Raw genomic sequence first — 15,620 nt, 5'->3', positions numbered from 1 at the left:
CGGTTGGTATAGATTCCTAATCTTTATGGCTATTTCATCTTGATGTTTTGTAAAACGCCTCTGCCTGTGCAAAGGCGTTTGTTTAGTTTTATAGTTAGATTTTAATTAAGACAACCGAATCGTTCATTTCATTACATATTTATCCCGGCGCACATCTACAAGACGCATGCAATGGGCGTTTGGTTGCCTGGGTGCTAAATGATATTTGCTGTATCGGGCTTAATAAGCTCGCGCTGTATTTTTTTGTACTTTTCCTGCTGCTCTTTTATCTTTTGTTCCTGCTTCTGCAACTTAAGCTGCAACTCGTTTGATTTTCTTACAAAACTGGCTGAGTCTACTTCCTCATCATCTACATAGTACTTTGTTTCGCCATTGACAATTTCCTTTTTAAATGATATATCATCGTCTATATCTATGCTGTTGTCTTCATTATCATCCACATTATTTACACGCACCAGGCCTTCGTTGGTCATGATGTATTCTGTGTTGGTTGCGAAGTCCGCATGCCTTCTCCATCTTACATTGCCAAAGGATACGTTGGCCATACCGTAATAATCATCATTGATCACTATTCTTTTGCCTACTGGAACCGCAATGGTTATTTCTGCCTGCTGGTTCCTGAACTTGTTATTTTTGTCAATCAGGATTCCTTTGTTGATTTTTAAGACACTGTCTGTTTGTGTAATGGGAATATTGATTTTGCCGGCCCATTCATTAGCTTTAGCCTTACTGCTGCCGTCTGCTGATTTTTGTAAATAAACGTGGTAATTGCTGTCTGCTGATTTCTCTATATCCAGGTAAAGATTATTGATGTAAAATTTATCTTTCAGCCTCCAGGGGAAGATTTTGAAGTATTTCTTAAAGTAAAGTTTGGTTTCATCCTTCTCAAAATCAACTGTGAGCTTGTTTACAGAAGGGTTAGTCAATGCAATGATCTGACGCGGTACTTCACTTTCGTATTTTACATTATTCAAAGACGATACCAGCAACGCGATAAATGCAATAAGCCCTACAGTCCAAAGCATCAGGAAAGAATTTCTCAGCGCCGGCTTTTTGTGTTTATAGCCGAATATTCTTCTTACAGTCCATATACAAATTCCTATTACAGGCACCCATATAAAGCACACCAGTGCAATGGTAGCAGCTACACTTTCCCAGCTGTTTTCAAAAAACAATTCAGAATAGGGCAGTGCAAATAAAGAAGCCAGTCCAATGCCTGCCAGAACAGTGACTACTGTGAGGATTACAAAGCCGAGGATAATGTAAGCTATGAACTTTATAATGGCTAATACTATGTCGCCAAATGTTGAGCTGCTGCTTTCAGGCACATAATTCTTAGCGGGATAGCTATGTTGCGTATTAACTTCTGATGCCTCAAAGGAAGTGCCGGGGCCGTTGCCAGCCTGGTCCTGCACATAAGTTGCTGCTTTAGTTACTTTTTTTTTATCGTCGAAGCCTGCATCCTGTACGGTTGTTTTAATACTGTTCAGATCAATGTTTTCGCCTTTCATGGAAAGAAAATCAGAAGGGCGTTTGGCATAAGGCACCACGATCAGCAGTATCAGGTAGGTAAGAAAGGTAAAGCCGCTAAGGCCCCCGCTGAAAGCACCGAGATCAATGATCCACATAAACGATGGCGATAGCAAACCGAGCACAAATATCAGTCTTACCAGCCAGATCTCCATGTTGAAATAATGAGCCAGCCCGCTGCAGACACCACCGATTGTTTTGTGCATCGGGTCCCTGTAAAGCTTCCTGTAAGAAGAGCCGATGTCTTTGGTAGTAGTGCCGGGCAGTGCTGCCCAGAGCACAATGTATACAAGTATGCTCACCCCGTAAGCAAATGCCAGCAATACGGTAAGTATTCTCACAAGCGAATGGTCTATGTTCAGGTAGTTAGCTATGCCCGCGCATACACCGCCGATCTTTTTATTGGTTTCATCCCTGAATAATCGTTTTTTGCCAAACGGGTTGGTGCTGCCTGTATTGTTTATTGCAGTATATTGTGTTGATTCGGCCTGGTGTGAAGTGGTACTGTCTTCCAGGTGCGGAGCCGGATCTTCGGCTTCCTGCAGGTCTTGCGGGCGGCCGATGCTTCTGATGATCGCTTCCAGGTGCTCATCGGTTACACAGGGATTTCCTTTTTTTATAATGTCGTCGAAGAGTTCGGAGATGCGCCATTCAATGTCGTTGATGATTTCATCGCGGCCTTCTTCATGAGCAAAATGTATCCTCAGGCTTTCTACATATTGTTTCAGATGTTCAAAAGCCGACTCTTCAATCATCACTACTCTTCCCTGAAAATTTATATTGATTATCTTTTTCATAATGATACTGTTTGTTTGTGATTGGCTATAGTTTAGAATGATAATTATTTTTCAAAATCCGTATTGGTTACTTTATTTACTGCATCGGATAGTTCCTTCCAGGTTTTTTGTAGCTCCAGGTAAAACACCATGCCTTTATCTGTGAGGCTGAAATATTTCCTGGGCGGGCCGGAAACGCTTTCCACCCAACGGTAGGAAAGAAGGTCGGCATTTTTTAGCCGCGTCAGCAGCGGGTAGAGTGTACCCTCCAGTACGCTGAGGTTTGCTTCTTTTAATTTCTCCAAAATCTCACTCGGATATGACTCCTGGTTTTTGATAATGGAAAGTATGCAAAACTCCAGCACTCCCTTGCGCATCTGGCTCTGTGTATTTTGTATATCCATGATTATCTGTTTAAAATGATCTTTATAGAACTTGACAACACAAAGATATATGCTTTTAATGATACTATGCAATGCATAGTACTAATCGCAAATAAATTATTTAATTTACAATTTGTAAATTATTATAAACAAATATCTTGAAACTTAAAACAGTTATTTATTTTACAAATATTTAACAATTTAGTCGTATAAAATTATTGGTTCTTGTTATTTTAATTTTGAAATTTTGGTATAATCTTTATAAAATCGATATAATTCAAATAATTTTCTTGATTTCATTTTTAAGTATTACTTTTGCACACGAATTAAAAGAGTAAAAATTAAAAATTTCAAACGGAAATTTAAAAAAAGTTATTAAATGGCTTATTTAACGAAAGAACAAACTGCAAATATTTTTGCTGAATATGGCGGAAAAGCTGAAAACACAGGATCTATCGAAGCTCAGATCGCCTTGCTAACAGAGCGCATAAAAGGTATCTCCGCGCATGTAAAAGACAACAAAAAAGACTTCTCTTCTCAACGTGGACTCATGCAAATGGTAGGTCAGCGCAAACGCTTACTGGCTTACATGCAGAGACACAACCTGCAGGGCTATCGTGCTCTTATTGAAAAGTTAGGCTTAAGAAAATAATTTATCCATGTTATTGCTACTATTCCCAACCGGCCAAAGCGTTTGTTGGGAATAGTTTTTTGTGCTTACCTGTTTTAAGACAAATATTTGATAAATATTGGCTGCATGTGTAGTTATTGCTGGCTTTTTTATAAATTTCCGTTCGATTAAAAAGAAAAATTATGTTGACACAACCGTTAAGTGTTTCCTTTGATTTAGGCGGTGGTCGTGAAGTGACCATTGAAAGCGGCAAACTGGCCCGTCAGGCAGACGGCGCAGTGACCGTACGCCAGGGAAACAACGTACTGTTGGCAACCGTTGTTGCCAACAAAGAACCGCGCCCGGGACAAGACTTCTTCCCCCTCAGCGTGGATTACCAGGAAAAATTTGCCGCTGCCGGGCGTATTCCCGGGAGCTTTTTCAAAAGGGAGGCGAGGCTCAGCGATTACGAAATTCTTATCAGCCGCCTCATAGACAGGGCATTGCGTCCGCTGTTCCCCGACGATTATTTTTGCGATGTGCAGGTGCTGATATCACTCATATCCAGCGATGAAGAAATTCTTCCCGATGCGCTTGCCTGCCTGGCAGCTTCAGCAGCGCTGGCAGTTTCAGATATTCCCATTAAGGAAATAATCTCGGAAGTAAGAGTAGCGCGCATCGACGGTGAATTTATTGTAAACCCCAGCCGCTCGCAGATGGAGAATGCAGACATGGATTTCATGATTGCTGCTACAGAGAAAAACCTGATGATGGTGGAAGGCGAAAGTAAAGAGTGCAGCGAGGAAGACCTGGTAAAAGCATTGGAAATTGCCCACGAAGCTATTCGCGTACAAATAAAAGCCCAGCAGCAGTTAAGAGAACTTAAAGGCATTACCGGCAAAAGAGATTACCCGAAAGCAGAAGATAATACGGCTTTAAGAGAAAAAGTAAATGCCTTTGCTAAACAAAAGGTATATGATATTGCTAAAGGAAAATTAGCTAAACACGACAGGGGGTACAAATTCAGTGAGGTAGGGGATGAGCTGATGAAGCACCTCGAAGAAACTGCTACTGAAGAAGAACCGTTTACTGACGATGTTAAGAAAAAAGCAGCAGAATACTACCACGATATCCAGTACCATGTAGTACGTGATATGATCCTGGACGACAGGACCCGCCTGGACGGCAGAAACCTGGATGAGATACGCCCGCTGTCTATGGAAATAGATGTATTGCCTACGCCGCACGGCTCTTCCTTATTTACACGCGGTGAAACACAATCGTTATCTACCGTAACCCTTGGCACACCACAGGATGAGCTGTTGATAGAAACTGCACAGACATCCACCGATGTGAAGTTTTACCTGCACTACAATTTCCCGCCGTTCTCTACAGGAGAAGTAAGAATGATGCGCGGCCCCGGCCGTCGCGAAGTAGGACACGGAAACCTGGCTATGCGCAGCCTGAAGCAAATGATGCCGAACGGCGACTACGCTTACACTGTACGAGTAGTGAGCGACATCCTGGAATCTAACGGCTCTTCATCCATGGCTACGGTTTGTGCAGGCTCGCTTGCATTAATGGATGCCGGTGTTCCCATTCCGAAACACGTAAGCGGTATTGCTATGGGATTAATTACGCGGGAAGGAAAATATGCCATCCTTTCAGATATCCTCGGCGATGAAGATCACCTGGGAGATATGGACTTTAAAGTTACCGGCACCCGCGATGGTATCTGCGGCGTACAGATGGATATTAAAGTTGACGGCTTAAGCATGGACATTATGCGTGAAGCGCTCAACCAGGCGAAAGCAGGCCGTTTGCATATCTTAGACCACATGTATGCATGTGTACCGGAAGCACGCGAAGACGTGAAGCCGCATGCACCGCGCATGGTGAAACTGATCATTGAGAAAGAATTTATCGGCGCAGTGATCGGCCCCGGCGGAAAGGTAATACAGGAATTACAGAAAGAAACAGGCACTACCATCAATATTGAAGAAGTAGGCGAATACGGTGAGGTAAGCATTTTCTCCAGCAACAAAGAAAGCGTGGAAAAAGCAGCTGCTACCATCAAGGGTATTGTAGCTGTACCGGAAGTGGGAGAGGTGTATGAAGGTAAAGTAAAAGGCATTAAAGAATTCGGCGCTTTCGTAGAATTCCTGCCTAAGAAAGAAGGCCTGCTGCACATTTCAGAAATAAGCTGGAAACGCCTGGAAACAATGGAAGGCGTATTTAAAGAAGGTGATACCGTAAAAGTAAAACTCATAGGTATTGACCAGAAAACCGGTAAATACAAACTCAGCCGCAAAGCGATGATGCCAAGGCCCGAAAGAACAGAGCAGAGAGAAAACAGAGAGCCAAGGGAACAACGTGAGCAGAGAGCCCCGAGAGAAGACAGGCGCTTCAATGAAAGAAGAGAGCCGCGTAACGATGGCGACAGCCAGGCCCCGAAAACTGAGGAGTAAGCCATATAATTATTCTATAAGCCGGTGAATTTTTTGCCGGCTTTTTTTATGGCTATCACCAACGCATACAACAATAAAAACAAAAAAAGTCTGCTAAAAAATTTGGAGATAATAGGTTATAAATTTATCTTTGCACTCCCAAAAGGGAACTAAGGATGGCCGATGGTGTAACGGTAACACTACTGTTTTTGGTGCAGTCTTTCTTGGTTCGAATCCAGGTCGGCCAACAAACGGAAAAAGGATAATTCGCAAGAGTTATCCTTTTTTTATTCCCGGTAAATTTTTTTTTAAAACTACAGGCCTCGTAAGCCGGATTCTGTTTCTACATTATCATTTATCTGCCCTTTGCATTACTGCATTGGTGTAGCTGCCTACCCTGTAGCATCGGACGAACAGCCCTCAAACGCTACTATACATGGCATTACAGCGCCTAAGGTTTACCCTGAAAATGTGTTGCCACACTTCCACGTGCGCTCTTACCGCACATTTTCACCTTTTCTCTGCGGTGCAGAGTAGTTATTTTCTGTGGCACTTGCTGTTCCCGTCTGAGACGAGACCCGGCTGTTAGCCGGTAAGCTGTTCTGTGCTGTCCGGACTTTCCTCTCCGTTTACGGAGCGATAATGCGGGCCTGTAGCTCTGCAAAGGTATACAAAAATAATGGGTATTAAAATCGCCGGGAGGCAATAGAAAAAAGGTGCGAGACGATGACATCATCACTCCATAACTCCATAACTATTTATCTGTACCATCTCAACCAATCAACGCCTACACAAATAAACCAACATCATCACCATAACTCCATAACTTGATAACCACTTATCTAACATCAGCACTAATTAAAAAATATTTCCGTAGCGCCAAAACCAAAACGCGGATCATATTGGTTTACAAAAGATTTTACTTCCGGTCGGCTTTTAAGAATGGCATGTATTTCATCCTTTAATTTTCCTTTGCCTACACCGTGTATCACAATGAATGACGGGAGGTGGCTGTGTTGGGCCAGGTCAAACCACTTTTCAAACTCTTTCAGTTGTATGGTCAATATTTCAAAATTGCTCAGATGCTTCCAGCTATCAGTGAGTTTTTCTATGTGAAGGTCTACAACAGATCGGGCGGCAGGCATTTTACTCCTCGCCTCGTGTGCGCTGTATATCTTAAAGCCTGCATTTTTAAGCTTGCCCAGGTCAAGGCCGGCAGAAACATGCTGTTCCTCTTCTACAGCATCCGGGTAAACGTCAAACAGTTTGTACGAAAGCGTTGGCTTGTTGTCTTCTTTCATGCTTTGTACTTTATGAAAAACCTGCTTAGGTTTCAGCTTCAGTTCGGCTTCAAAGTATTCAGCTTTTTTCTTATCTGCTTTGGCCGGTGAAAACTCAAAGGCAAACAGCGGTGAATCGCTTAGCTTGGAGAAATCCAGGTCGTGCAGGTACACGTCTTTCTGTGGCAGCACGTCGCTCTTCAATTCAAAATCTACATAGGCATTGGCTTCCTGCCGGTAATAAAACTGCAACGCATCGTTGGTCTGGTTTACCAGGTAAATTTTAAAATAGTCCACCATATCATCGCCGAATTCATCAAAAGAAAATTTTGGCAAAAAAGACAGCCATACACCCGATGCTGCTTTCACTTCATTGGTCTGAGGTTTCTTTTCTACCGGCACCTGGTCTATGTAGGTTTTATCCGGCTTGGATACAGGAAACAGTTTTTTCTCAGTAAATCTTTTAAAGTACGGAAAATCTATCTGGTCTGTGTACATGGGAAACTTCACGCCCCTCACTTCCACGATCACCATTTTATCATCCACAATTTCTTTGATCCTGCCTTCTTCATTGGTTTGCAGTACTACAATTTCGTCGCCTACCTGGTATTTCATTGCTTACTTTCTTTTAGTTAGCCGGCTTTAAAAATTGCGGCAACTGTATTGTCTGCGGCAACTTCGGGCCATGTTTCTATTAACGGCAAAGGTACAGTAAAAGATTTTTTTATAAACTATATTGGCTTTGGGTTCACAACTTTGCCACGCTATTTTTGTTTAATGAATTATTGATTACTTTATAATTATTTGATTACTTTCGCTTAACAATTAATGAATTTGGAAAAGTTAGTAATCATACCCACTTACAACGAGAAGGAAAACATTGACAACATTATTTCTTATGTTTTTAATATGGATCTCAATTACCATATTCTTGTGATTGATGATGGTTCTCCCGATGGCACAGCACAAATAGTGCAAAACCTGATTGATACAAAATATGCCGGCACGCTTTTCCTGGAACAGCGAACCGGAAAACTTGGCCTTGGCACAGCCTATATCCACGGCTTTAAATGGGCGCTGGCAAAGGGTTATGAATACATCTTTGAAATGGATGCAGATTTCTCCCATAACCCCGATGACCTGGAAAGATTGTACAATGCCTGTAAGAACGAAGGGGCCGATGTGGCTGTCGGCAGCCGTTACGTAAAAGGCGGTGGCTTTATCAACTGGCCTGCAAGCCGCATCATGATCTCTAAAGGCGGTTCGTTGTATACGCGCATGATCACGTGGATGCCGGTGAAAGACCCTACTGCGGGCTTTATCTGCTACCGCAAAAAAGTATTGGATACCATCAACTTCGATGAAATATCTTTTGTAGGCTACGCATTCCAGATAGAAATGAAGTTCGCTGCCTGGAAACTGGGCTTTAAAATAAAGGAAGTGCCCATTGTTTTCCAGGACAGGACAGAGGGCACCAGCAAAATGAGCAAGGGTATTGTAAAAGAAGGTATCCTCGGCGTGCTGAACCTGCGCTGGCAAAGCATGTTTAAGAAATACCGCAAGCGCATGAACAACAACTAATCTACTGGTCGGTTTTCAGTTGCAGCTTTTCTCCGGCAAAGTATACTTCAGCTTCATAGCCTGTAGGACGGTAATATTCTGCCAATATAGCTGCTATTTTAGTTTTAGAACGGTTGATGTTGGTAACATTGTTTTCCATCTGAGAACGCGACTGGGTGTAAAGTTTCTGTTCTACCTTACTGAAATACGCATTATTCTCTGCCTGTAACCATCCCTGGTTGGTAATAGAAGATACTTTGTCCATACGCATTTCATAGCTCAGTAATTTTGGCTGGGGCAGCGAGATCACTACTTTTTTATTTTGCTCTTCTATTTTTATTTCCTGTTTATCCAGGTCAACGCCATATTTGGCTACGTATGGCACGGTAATGTTGACTGTGTTTTCCATAAACAGTTTTTTCAGGTTGTCTGTAATGCTGCCGTCGTTTGCCACGTTTGAGCTTTTTATGCTGGCATTTCCCTGCACTTCGAGTGTGGACAATTCAGATATCTGGCGTATAATAGTGGCATTAGTAGCAATATTTTCAATGGTGGTTGAGCCGCTTTTTCTGCCTAAGAAAAATGCCAGTACGGCAATCATTACTGCCAGTATAAAAATTACAACAAGCGAGGTGCGCGTACCGCGGTTTGAGTTTTGATTCATAATATATTAGATACAGTTTCGCTTAAAAGATTTAATGATCAGAATTCACTGAAGTCAATATCAAGCAGTTCATATTTTGTATCGGTAACAAAAGTATAGTGCCACCACTCATTTTTATAAGCTTTGAAACCAAAGTGTTCCATAATATTTTTCAATAGTGTGCGGTTGCTGATAATTTTCTGCGGCAATTTCATGTAATCGTGGTGCGCTTTTTCACTGAAATCATCGAAATGAGAAGGCATTTCAAGATTCCTTCCTGTTTTTAAATCGTATAAAGTAAGATCGACAGCAATGCCGCGGTTGTGATTACTGCCTTTAGAAGGATCTGCTACATAATCAGGATTCTTTACAATCTTCCACATTTTTACAGATACGCTGTGCGGCCGGTAAGCATCAAAAATTGTTAGGCCTAAACCAGACTTTTCAAGAGAATCAGCCACCGATTTTAGTGCCAGGGCTGCAGGGCGTACCAGCAATGGTTTGGGGTTCTTGTACAGAATATGGCCTGTAAAATTGTTAACAGAAGCATAAAACCACTGTGTCCGCAGGTTGGGGACTATGTTAAAAAGGTTGACCAGTGAATCTTTTTTGGAAATTAATGCTATAACTTTGTCCTCGCCTTTTTGAGGAACGACGTTTTGTTCATTGATTTTTGGGTACAGTGTATGGGTTGGGGAAAAACATTTCCCGCTATAGTACATAAAATTCAAAAACGATGCCAAAACAAAAGAGATGTATATGGTTTTTGAAGTTTTCATAAAATGGAAAATAAGGAAACTTCAGCATAAAAATCGATTTTTTAACCAAAAAAAGACTATGAAATTTTCCTTCTGCTTAGTAAGTATTTTCCTGATGAGTTTTACGAGTCCCGAAAGAGCTACATCAGTATTTAATACGCCAAAGCTAAAAACCGCGAATTTCGCACCCCCTTCCGACTCTCTTTCTCTGAAGAATTTCAGGAATTTTAAAGCTAAAGAAAACAGGACAGCCGAAAATAATAACAGCCTTATCAAGAAAATTGTTTCCGGTAAATCAATGACGGGTACAGCTACCTATTATGCCAAATATTTCGAAGGCCGTAAAGCAGCCAACGGAGAAGTGTTCAGCCATTCAAAAAATAATGTGGCCAGCAACTTTTTTAAACTAAACAGCTGGGTGAGGGTTACCAGCCTTATAAACGGTAAGTCAATTATTGCAAGAGTTACTGACCGCATGCATCCGCGTATGGCAGCAAGAGGCCGCGTGGTAGACATTACTTCCGAACATGCCCGCGTCTTAGGCTTCTACGGCGGCGGCATGAGTAAAGTAAAAATAGAGGAGGTAAAACCCGGTACCGAAGAATAAATTTATTTTTTCCCATAGTATGTATGTAATAAAGTCCGGCTAATTAACCGGACTTTATTATTTTTGTGACTGTTAAGCATTTGAACAATGAAAAAAATCCTGCTCTTAGCATTGCCTGCTCTGCTTCTTTTCTCCTGTAAAAACAATGAGGAAACAGACCCGACAATGGACAACAACACATCCATGGTACGGCCGCCACTGTCAATTGAATATGATATTGTAAATATTTATCCGCATGATACCACTTTTTTTACACAAGGGCTTTTTTTTCATGAAGGTCAATTGTATGAATCTACGGGTAATACAGGCACCAGCTGGATGTTGAAGACAGATTATAAAACAGGTAAAAGCGAGAAACTGGCTTCGCTGCCCGCGCCTTTATTCGGCGAAGGCTCTGTTGCGCTGGGCGGTAAAATTTACCAGCTCACCTGGACGCATAAAAAAGTAATGGTTTATGATGCAAAAACCATGAAGCAAATCAAAGAGCTTTCATGGCCGTTTGAAGGCTGGGGGCTTACCACAGACGGCAGGGAACTGATCGTAAGCACCGGTACAAGTGAATTGTATTTTGTAGATCCTCAAACTTTCAAGATTAACAGGCAGCTGACCGTAAACAACAATTATGGCCCTGTAGCGTCGCTCAATGAACTGGAATATGTAGATGGTTTTATTTACGCCAATGTTTTCCTGAGCAATGATATTGTAAAAATTGATCCTTCCAACGGCTATGTGACAGGCAAATTAAATATGGTTGGGCTGCTGACTGCCGATCCCAAACCTTTAAACGGTACAGAAGCCAGTATAGACAATGTACTCAACGGCATTGCCTACAACCCGGCCACCAAGACATTTTTCGTTACCGGCAAGAGATGGTCTAAAATGTTCGAGATCAGGCTGCTGTAATCTAATTCCAAGTTTTTAAATGAGGTGTAATGCAAATATCCTGCACAGATAGGGAATTGTTTATATTTAAGAAGATAGGCGCTGCTGCGGCACAGGCAGGTTATCCTGCTTATGTAGTAGGCGGTTTTGTGCGTGATAAATTGCTGCGCAGGCCAACCAAAGACATTGATGTGGTTTGCCTGGGAGATGCCATCCATTTGGCAAACGAAGTAGCCGGCAGGTTTGGCAGCCATAAGCCTCCTGTTTCCTTTTTTAAAAATTTTGGTACCGCACAGCTAAAGCTGCCGGATTATGAGGTGGAGTTTGTTGGGGCCAGGAAAGAAAGCTACCAGAATAACAGCCGCAAGCCGGATGTGGAGCGGGGCACCATGGAAGACGACCAGCAGCGCCGTGATTTCACCATCAATGCTTTGTCTGTAAGCCTGAATGCAGATGATTACGGCGAGTTGATCGATCCTTTTAATGGGCTCAGGGACCTGTCTTTAAAAATTATAAAAACACCGCTGGAGCCGGGCATTACTTTCAGCGATGATCCTTTGCGCATGATGCGCGCCATACGCTTTGCTACACAGTTGAATTTCTCTATTGACGAAAAGACTTTCCAGGCCATTATGCAGCATAAAGAAAGGATTAAGATCGTATCACAGGAAAGGATCACCGATGAACTCAACAAGATCATGCTTAGCAAAAAACCATCCATTGGCTGGGACCTTTTGTTTAAAAGCGGCCTGCTTGAAATAATATTCCCTGCATTTGCTGCCATGGCCGGCGTTGAAAGGAAAAACAATATCGGGCATAAAGATAATTTCTACCATACTTTGCAGGTGCTGGACAACATCAGCAGAGAAACCAGGGACCTTTGGCTGCGCTGGGCAGCGCTTCTCCACGACATCGGCAAGCCTGCGGTAAAAACTTTTGATGAAAATGCCGGGTGGACTTTCCACGGCCATGAAATAGTAGGCGCTAAGATGGTGAGTAAGATCTTTTCTAAACTAAAGCTGCCCCTGAATGAGAAAATGAAGTATGTGCAAAAGCTCGTTTCCCTGCATATGCGCCCCATAACCCTCACGAAAGAAAACATTACCGACAGTGCAGTGAGAAGGTTGTTGTTTGAAGCCGGCGAAGATGTTGATGACCTCATGACGCTTTGCCGCGCGGATATTACCAGCAAAAACAGGCTGAAAGTAGAGCAGTACCTGCAAAATTTTGAATTTGTTGCCAAAAGAATGCAGGAGGTGGAAGCTGCAGACCAGCTCAGGAACTGGCAGCCGCCGGTATCAGGAGAACTGATTATGACTACCTTTGGCATTGGTTCCTGCAGGAATGTGGGCATCATTAAAGATGCAGTGCGCGAAGCAATCCTGGATGGAGAGATCAGCAATGATTACGAAGCGGCATACCAATTGATGCTTAAAAAAGGAGAGGCGCTGGGCCTGAAAGCTGTAAATCATCAAAACCAAAACTAAAACACATGGCTTTATTAAAATTCAGGATACATCCCGAAGAAGATGATACTGTATATCGGGACGTGATCATTAAACATTCCCAAAACTTTGAAGCGCTGCACAACATTATCCTGGATGCTTATCTTTTCGATAAAAAACACGAGGCTACATTTTACAGGAGTACCGAAGACTGGCGACGCGGCAGGGAAATTTCTTTACAAAAATATGATAAGGAATACCGCGCTGAACCACTGCTGATGAGGGATACGAAGATTGCCAGTGAAATTTTTGATACCAATCAGCGCTTTATTTATGAATATGATTTTACCAAAAAATGGGTATTCTATGTTTCTCTGATATCCGTGATCAGGGAGGAGGACAAAACAAAACAATACCCGCTGGTAAGCAGGGTAGAAGGCACCGGCCCGCAACAGTACAAAAAGGGCAATGCTGCCATGCCTGGTAAGCAATTTATAGACATCGAAGAGAAATACGACCTTCATAAAGATGCAGAAGGTTTTGGCCGGGAAGGAGAAGGCCTCGAAGACATGCCAACAGACACAGATGATGAGTAGGAAAGCCCTGTGAAAATTGCAAATATGTTTTTGCTGAAATATTATTTTATTCCTAACTTTGCATGTTCACTATTTCAATCTTTGAATGAATTTAGACATACCTCCCTCGAGTATCCTGTTAAATACTCTCACAACCGATGCTGTTAGCGGTTGGAAGATTGCTCTTACTATATTCCTTGTTTTTCTCAACGGTTTTTTTGTTGCAGCAGAATTTGCTATCGTAAAAGTGCGTTCATCACAGCTCAGCGGCTCCAATGCATCGCCTAAGATCATTAAAGCAGCCAAGCTGGTAACCAACAACCTGGATAATTACCTGGCTGCCACACAGCTCGGCATCACCATTGCGTCCCTTGGTTTGGGATGGGTGGGCGAAAGCGTTACAGAAGGATTGCTGCTAAAGCTGATGTCTTACTTTCCGGCTTTGCAAACTGTGATCAACCCGCATACCTGGGCTCCGTGGGTAGGCTTTATCATTATTACCATATTGCATATTGTTTTTGGTGAACTGGCGCCAAAGTCTATAGCCATTCGCAAGGCAGCGCCTACAACCCTGGCGGTAGCTATTCCGTTGCGGGTATTTTATTACATGCTGCGACCGGTTATTTATATAATGAATGGTTTTGCTAACCTGATCCTGAAAGTGATAGGCATTGCACCCATCAAAGAACAGGATATTCATACAGAAGAAGAGATCAAACTGATTATTTCTGAAAGTGAAGAGGGCGGCGCTATTGAAGACTCAGAAAGAGAACTCATCAACAATGTGTTTGATTTTGACTCGCGCAGGGTAAAAGACATTCTCACCCACAGGAAAGATTTAGTTTCCTTTGACGTGAACACACCATTTGAAGAACTCACCAAAAGCGTGATCACCGAAGGATATTCGCGTTACCCCATCTACCAGGATACGCCTTCTGATCTTATAGGCATACTCAACATCAAGGATGTATTGCTATATTACCAGGATAAAAAAGAATTTAATATCCGTGAGGTCCTGCGCCCTGTTTTCTATATCCCTGAAAGCATGAAGATCAAGGATCTCTTAAAAGCTTTCCAGAAAGACCACGTGCAGTTAGCGGTGGTAACCGATGAATACGGCGACATCGCCGGAATAGTAACCATGGAAGACATTCTGGAAGAACTCGTTGGCGATATCCAGGATGAGCACGATGCCGAACAGCCCATCGTGGAGAAGCAGGCTGATGATTCTTACATTGTAGATGCACACGAAACGCTCGAAGATATCAATGAATTCCTGCCCCGTGCCCTGCCTGTAGAAGAAGACTATAATACCCTTTCCGGGCTAATCACTTACGAGCATGGTTCAGTGCCTGTGGAAGGCGAAGTGCTGATCCTGGAAGGCTATGAAATGATCATCCTTAAAATGTACCGCAGCTCCGTAGAAAAGGTACGCATGCGACTGCTCAGCAACGAAGAACTGGAGCAATACGAAGAAAGCAGGGAAGAGTAGGAGGAGAGAAGGGAGAATATATGATTTTATTTCCCGTACGTATCTTTTTTATCCCATATAATTCAGTACGCAAATACCAGCTTAAGCTGTTCGAACGTGTGTTCCAGAGATTTGCAATCATTTGGATTGTGATATCATTCCCTGCCATTTCGTAGTGGTATGAATTACCCGCATCCGGTAAGAATTTGCAATGCCTTGCAAAGTTTTCCGTGCTGTACTCAAGTTGGTAACCAATGCGCCAGCCGTTAGCTTGCCTGGCAAGCAAAACAATAATAACAGGCCTGACAGTATCTGCAAGGCCTGAAAAATGTCTCTTGTTACATACATTGATACTATCTGGATACTAACGTAACTATTTAATTACACGAATTTTTCATAAATTTTATTAATGATCTTCCGGAAAGACGATATTTATCCTGTAATTTACCAGGATAAGCCGGCAACATACGTGGCAAGTTGCAGGCTGCGGCAAATATTCTCCGCATTCCTGGCTGCCTACGGATGTAGTAAAAGCGTTCGTTTATTCAGGTCGTAGATAAAAAATGCTGGTAGAAAAATGTCCTGACAACTAATAGTTGTTGTTTTACTACCATAGGTAGTCAATTACAACTAATTCTAACAGTTATTTCTTG

General features: G+C 42.5%; 14 protein-coding genes, 1 tRNA gene and 1 other RNA gene. 10 read left to right on the top strand and 6 right to left on the bottom strand.

All coding sequences use genetic code 11. From position 1 onward, the window contains the following. Positions 1–194 precede the first annotated feature (194 nt). Both OD355_RS12375 and OD355_RS12370 read right to left on the bottom strand, forming a co-directional pair. Positions 195–2,327 carry a PspC domain-containing protein gene (locus OD355_RS12375; RefSeq protein ID WP_263038802.1) on the bottom strand — a complete coding sequence of 711 codons (2,133 nt, stop codon included), beginning with the start codon at positions 2,325–2,327 and terminating at the stop codon, positions 195–197. Positions 2,328–2,371: 44 nt separating this feature from the next. Beyond that, a complete protein-coding gene (locus OD355_RS12370; protein WP_263038801.1) occupies positions 2,372–2,710 on the bottom strand; it encodes a PadR family transcriptional regulator in 339 nt (112 codons plus the stop codon). A gap of 358 nt (positions 2,711–3,068) precedes the next feature. Here OD355_RS12370 and rpsO point away from each other — a divergent pair, with 358 nt between their 5' ends. From rpsO to OD355_RS12355, 3 genes are all read left to right on the top strand, one after another. Beyond that, the gene (gene rpsO, locus OD355_RS12365; protein WP_263038800.1) at positions 3,069–3,341 is read left to right on the top strand and encodes a 30S ribosomal protein S15; all 273 of its coding nucleotides are present in this window, start codon (positions 3,069–3,071) and stop codon (positions 3,339–3,341) included. 161 nt (positions 3,342–3,502) lie between these two features. Then, complete coding sequence (pnp, locus tag OD355_RS12360; RefSeq protein WP_263038799.1) at positions 3,503–5,767, top strand: polyribonucleotide nucleotidyltransferase; 2,265 nt, start codon at positions 3,503–3,505, stop codon at positions 5,765–5,767. 156 nt (positions 5,768–5,923) lie between these two features. After that, positions 5,924–5,994, top strand: a tRNA-Gln gene (locus tag OD355_RS12355). A gap of 62 nt (positions 5,995–6,056) precedes the next feature. On the opposite strand, the gene rnpB is transcribed toward OD355_RS12355, so the two are convergent. Together rnpB and OD355_RS12345 are read right to left on the bottom strand one after the other, a co-directional pair. Continuing rightward, positions 6,057–6,402: RNase P RNA component class A (rnpB, locus tag OD355_RS12350), an RNA gene on the bottom strand. A 198-nt stretch (positions 6,403–6,600) separates the two neighbouring features. Continuing rightward, positions 6,601–7,641 (bottom strand): Smr/MutS family protein, encoded by a 1,041-nt coding sequence (locus tag OD355_RS12345; protein ID WP_263038798.1) that lies wholly within the window; start codon positions 7,639–7,641, stop codon positions 6,601–6,603. A gap of 213 nt (positions 7,642–7,854) precedes the next feature. On the opposite strand from OD355_RS12345, the gene OD355_RS12340 reads away from it, so the two are divergent. Next, entirely contained in the window at positions 7,855–8,607 is a 753-nt protein-coding gene (locus tag OD355_RS12340; protein WP_263038797.1) for a polyprenol monophosphomannose synthase, read from the top strand. 1 nt (position 8,608) lies between these two features. On the opposite strand, the gene OD355_RS12335 is transcribed toward OD355_RS12340, so the two are convergent. Then, positions 8,609–9,250 carry a DUF4230 domain-containing protein gene (locus tag OD355_RS12335; RefSeq protein ID WP_263038796.1) on the bottom strand — a complete coding sequence of 214 codons (642 nt, stop codon included), beginning with the start codon at positions 9,248–9,250 and terminating at the stop codon, positions 8,609–8,611. Between the two features lie 38 nt (positions 9,251–9,288). After that, positions 9,289–10,008 carry a M15 family metallopeptidase gene (locus tag OD355_RS12330; protein ID WP_263038795.1) on the bottom strand — a complete coding sequence of 240 codons (720 nt, stop codon included), beginning with the start codon at positions 10,006–10,008 and terminating at the stop codon, positions 9,289–9,291. A gap of 58 nt (positions 10,009–10,066) precedes the next feature. Between OD355_RS12330 and OD355_RS12325 the strand changes: the two genes are divergently transcribed. The 6 genes from OD355_RS12325 (at position 10,067) to OD355_RS12300 (ending at position 15,523) form a co-directional block, all read left to right on the top strand. Continuing rightward, the gene (locus tag OD355_RS12325) at positions 10,067–10,594 is read left to right on the top strand and encodes a septal ring lytic transglycosylase RlpA family protein (RefSeq protein WP_263038794.1); all 528 of its coding nucleotides are present in this window, start codon (positions 10,067–10,069) and stop codon (positions 10,592–10,594) included. An 87-nt stretch (positions 10,595–10,681) separates the two neighbouring features. Next, positions 10,682–11,497 carry a glutaminyl-peptide cyclotransferase gene (locus tag OD355_RS12320; protein WP_263038793.1) on the top strand — a complete coding sequence of 272 codons (816 nt, stop codon included), beginning with the start codon at positions 10,682–10,684 and terminating at the stop codon, positions 11,495–11,497. Between the two features lie 29 nt (positions 11,498–11,526). Then, complete coding sequence (locus tag OD355_RS12315; RefSeq protein ID WP_263038792.1) at positions 11,527–12,963, top strand: CCA tRNA nucleotidyltransferase; 1,437 nt, start codon at positions 11,527–11,529, stop codon at positions 12,961–12,963. Between the two features lie 5 nt (positions 12,964–12,968). Then, complete coding sequence (locus OD355_RS12310; protein ID WP_263038791.1) at positions 12,969–13,517, top strand: plasmid pRiA4b ORF-3 family protein; 549 nt, start codon at positions 12,969–12,971, stop codon at positions 13,515–13,517. 85 nt (positions 13,518–13,602) lie between these two features. After that, positions 13,603–14,988 (top strand): hemolysin family protein, encoded by a 1,386-nt coding sequence (locus OD355_RS12305; RefSeq protein WP_263038790.1) that lies wholly within the window; start codon positions 13,603–13,605, stop codon positions 14,986–14,988. Positions 14,989–15,376: 388 nt separating this feature from the next. Beyond that, on the top strand, positions 15,377–15,523 hold the full coding sequence (locus tag OD355_RS12300) for a hypothetical protein (RefSeq protein WP_263038789.1): 147 nt from the start codon (positions 15,377–15,379) through the stop codon (positions 15,521–15,523). Positions 15,524–15,620: the final 97 nt, after the last annotated feature.

It is taken from the genome of Haoranjiania flava (assembly GCF_025631005.1).
GTDB classification, from domain to species: Bacteria; Bacteroidota; Bacteroidia; order Chitinophagales; family Chitinophagaceae; genus Haoranjiania; species Haoranjiania flava.
This window is presented reverse-complemented; position numbering and strand designations above follow the sequence as displayed.

Bases quoted from the DNA above. Each gene is read 5' to 3' on its own strand.
- OD355_RS12375 (WP_263038802.1), bottom strand. From the start codon at position 2,327: ATGAAAAAGATAATCAATATAAATTTTCAGGGAAGAGTAGTGATGATT.
- OD355_RS12370 (WP_263038801.1), bottom strand. From the start codon at position 2,710: ATGGATATACAAAATACACAGAGCCAGATGCGCAAGGGAGTGCTGGAG.
- rpsO (WP_263038800.1), top strand. From the start codon at position 3,069: ATGGCTTATTTAACGAAAGAACAAACTGCAAATATTTTTGCTGAATAT.
- pnp (WP_263038799.1), top strand. From the start codon at position 3,503: ATGTTGACACAACCGTTAAGTGTTTCCTTTGATTTAGGCGGTGGTCGT.
- OD355_RS12345 (WP_263038798.1), bottom strand. From the start codon at position 7,641: ATGAAATACCAGGTAGGCGACGAAATTGTAGTACTGCAAACCAATGAA.
- OD355_RS12340 (WP_263038797.1), top strand. From the start codon at position 7,855: ATGAATTTGGAAAAGTTAGTAATCATACCCACTTACAACGAGAAGGAA.
- OD355_RS12335 (WP_263038796.1), bottom strand. From the start codon at position 9,250: ATGAATCAAAACTCAAACCGCGGTACGCGCACCTCGCTTGTTGTAATT.
- OD355_RS12330 (WP_263038795.1), bottom strand. From the start codon at position 10,008: ATGAAAACTTCAAAAACCATATACATCTCTTTTGTTTTGGCATCGTTT.
- OD355_RS12325 (WP_263038794.1), top strand. From the start codon at position 10,067: ATGAAATTTTCCTTCTGCTTAGTAAGTATTTTCCTGATGAGTTTTACG.
- OD355_RS12320 (WP_263038793.1), top strand. From the start codon at position 10,682: ATGAAAAAAATCCTGCTCTTAGCATTGCCTGCTCTGCTTCTTTTCTCC.
- OD355_RS12315 (WP_263038792.1), top strand. From the start codon at position 11,527: ATGCAAATATCCTGCACAGATAGGGAATTGTTTATATTTAAGAAGATA.
- OD355_RS12310 (WP_263038791.1), top strand. From the start codon at position 12,969: ATGGCTTTATTAAAATTCAGGATACATCCCGAAGAAGATGATACTGTA.
- OD355_RS12305 (WP_263038790.1), top strand. From the start codon at position 13,603: ATGAATTTAGACATACCTCCCTCGAGTATCCTGTTAAATACTCTCACA.
- OD355_RS12300 (WP_263038789.1), top strand. From the start codon at position 15,377: ATGATCTTCCGGAAAGACGATATTTATCCTGTAATTTACCAGGATAAG.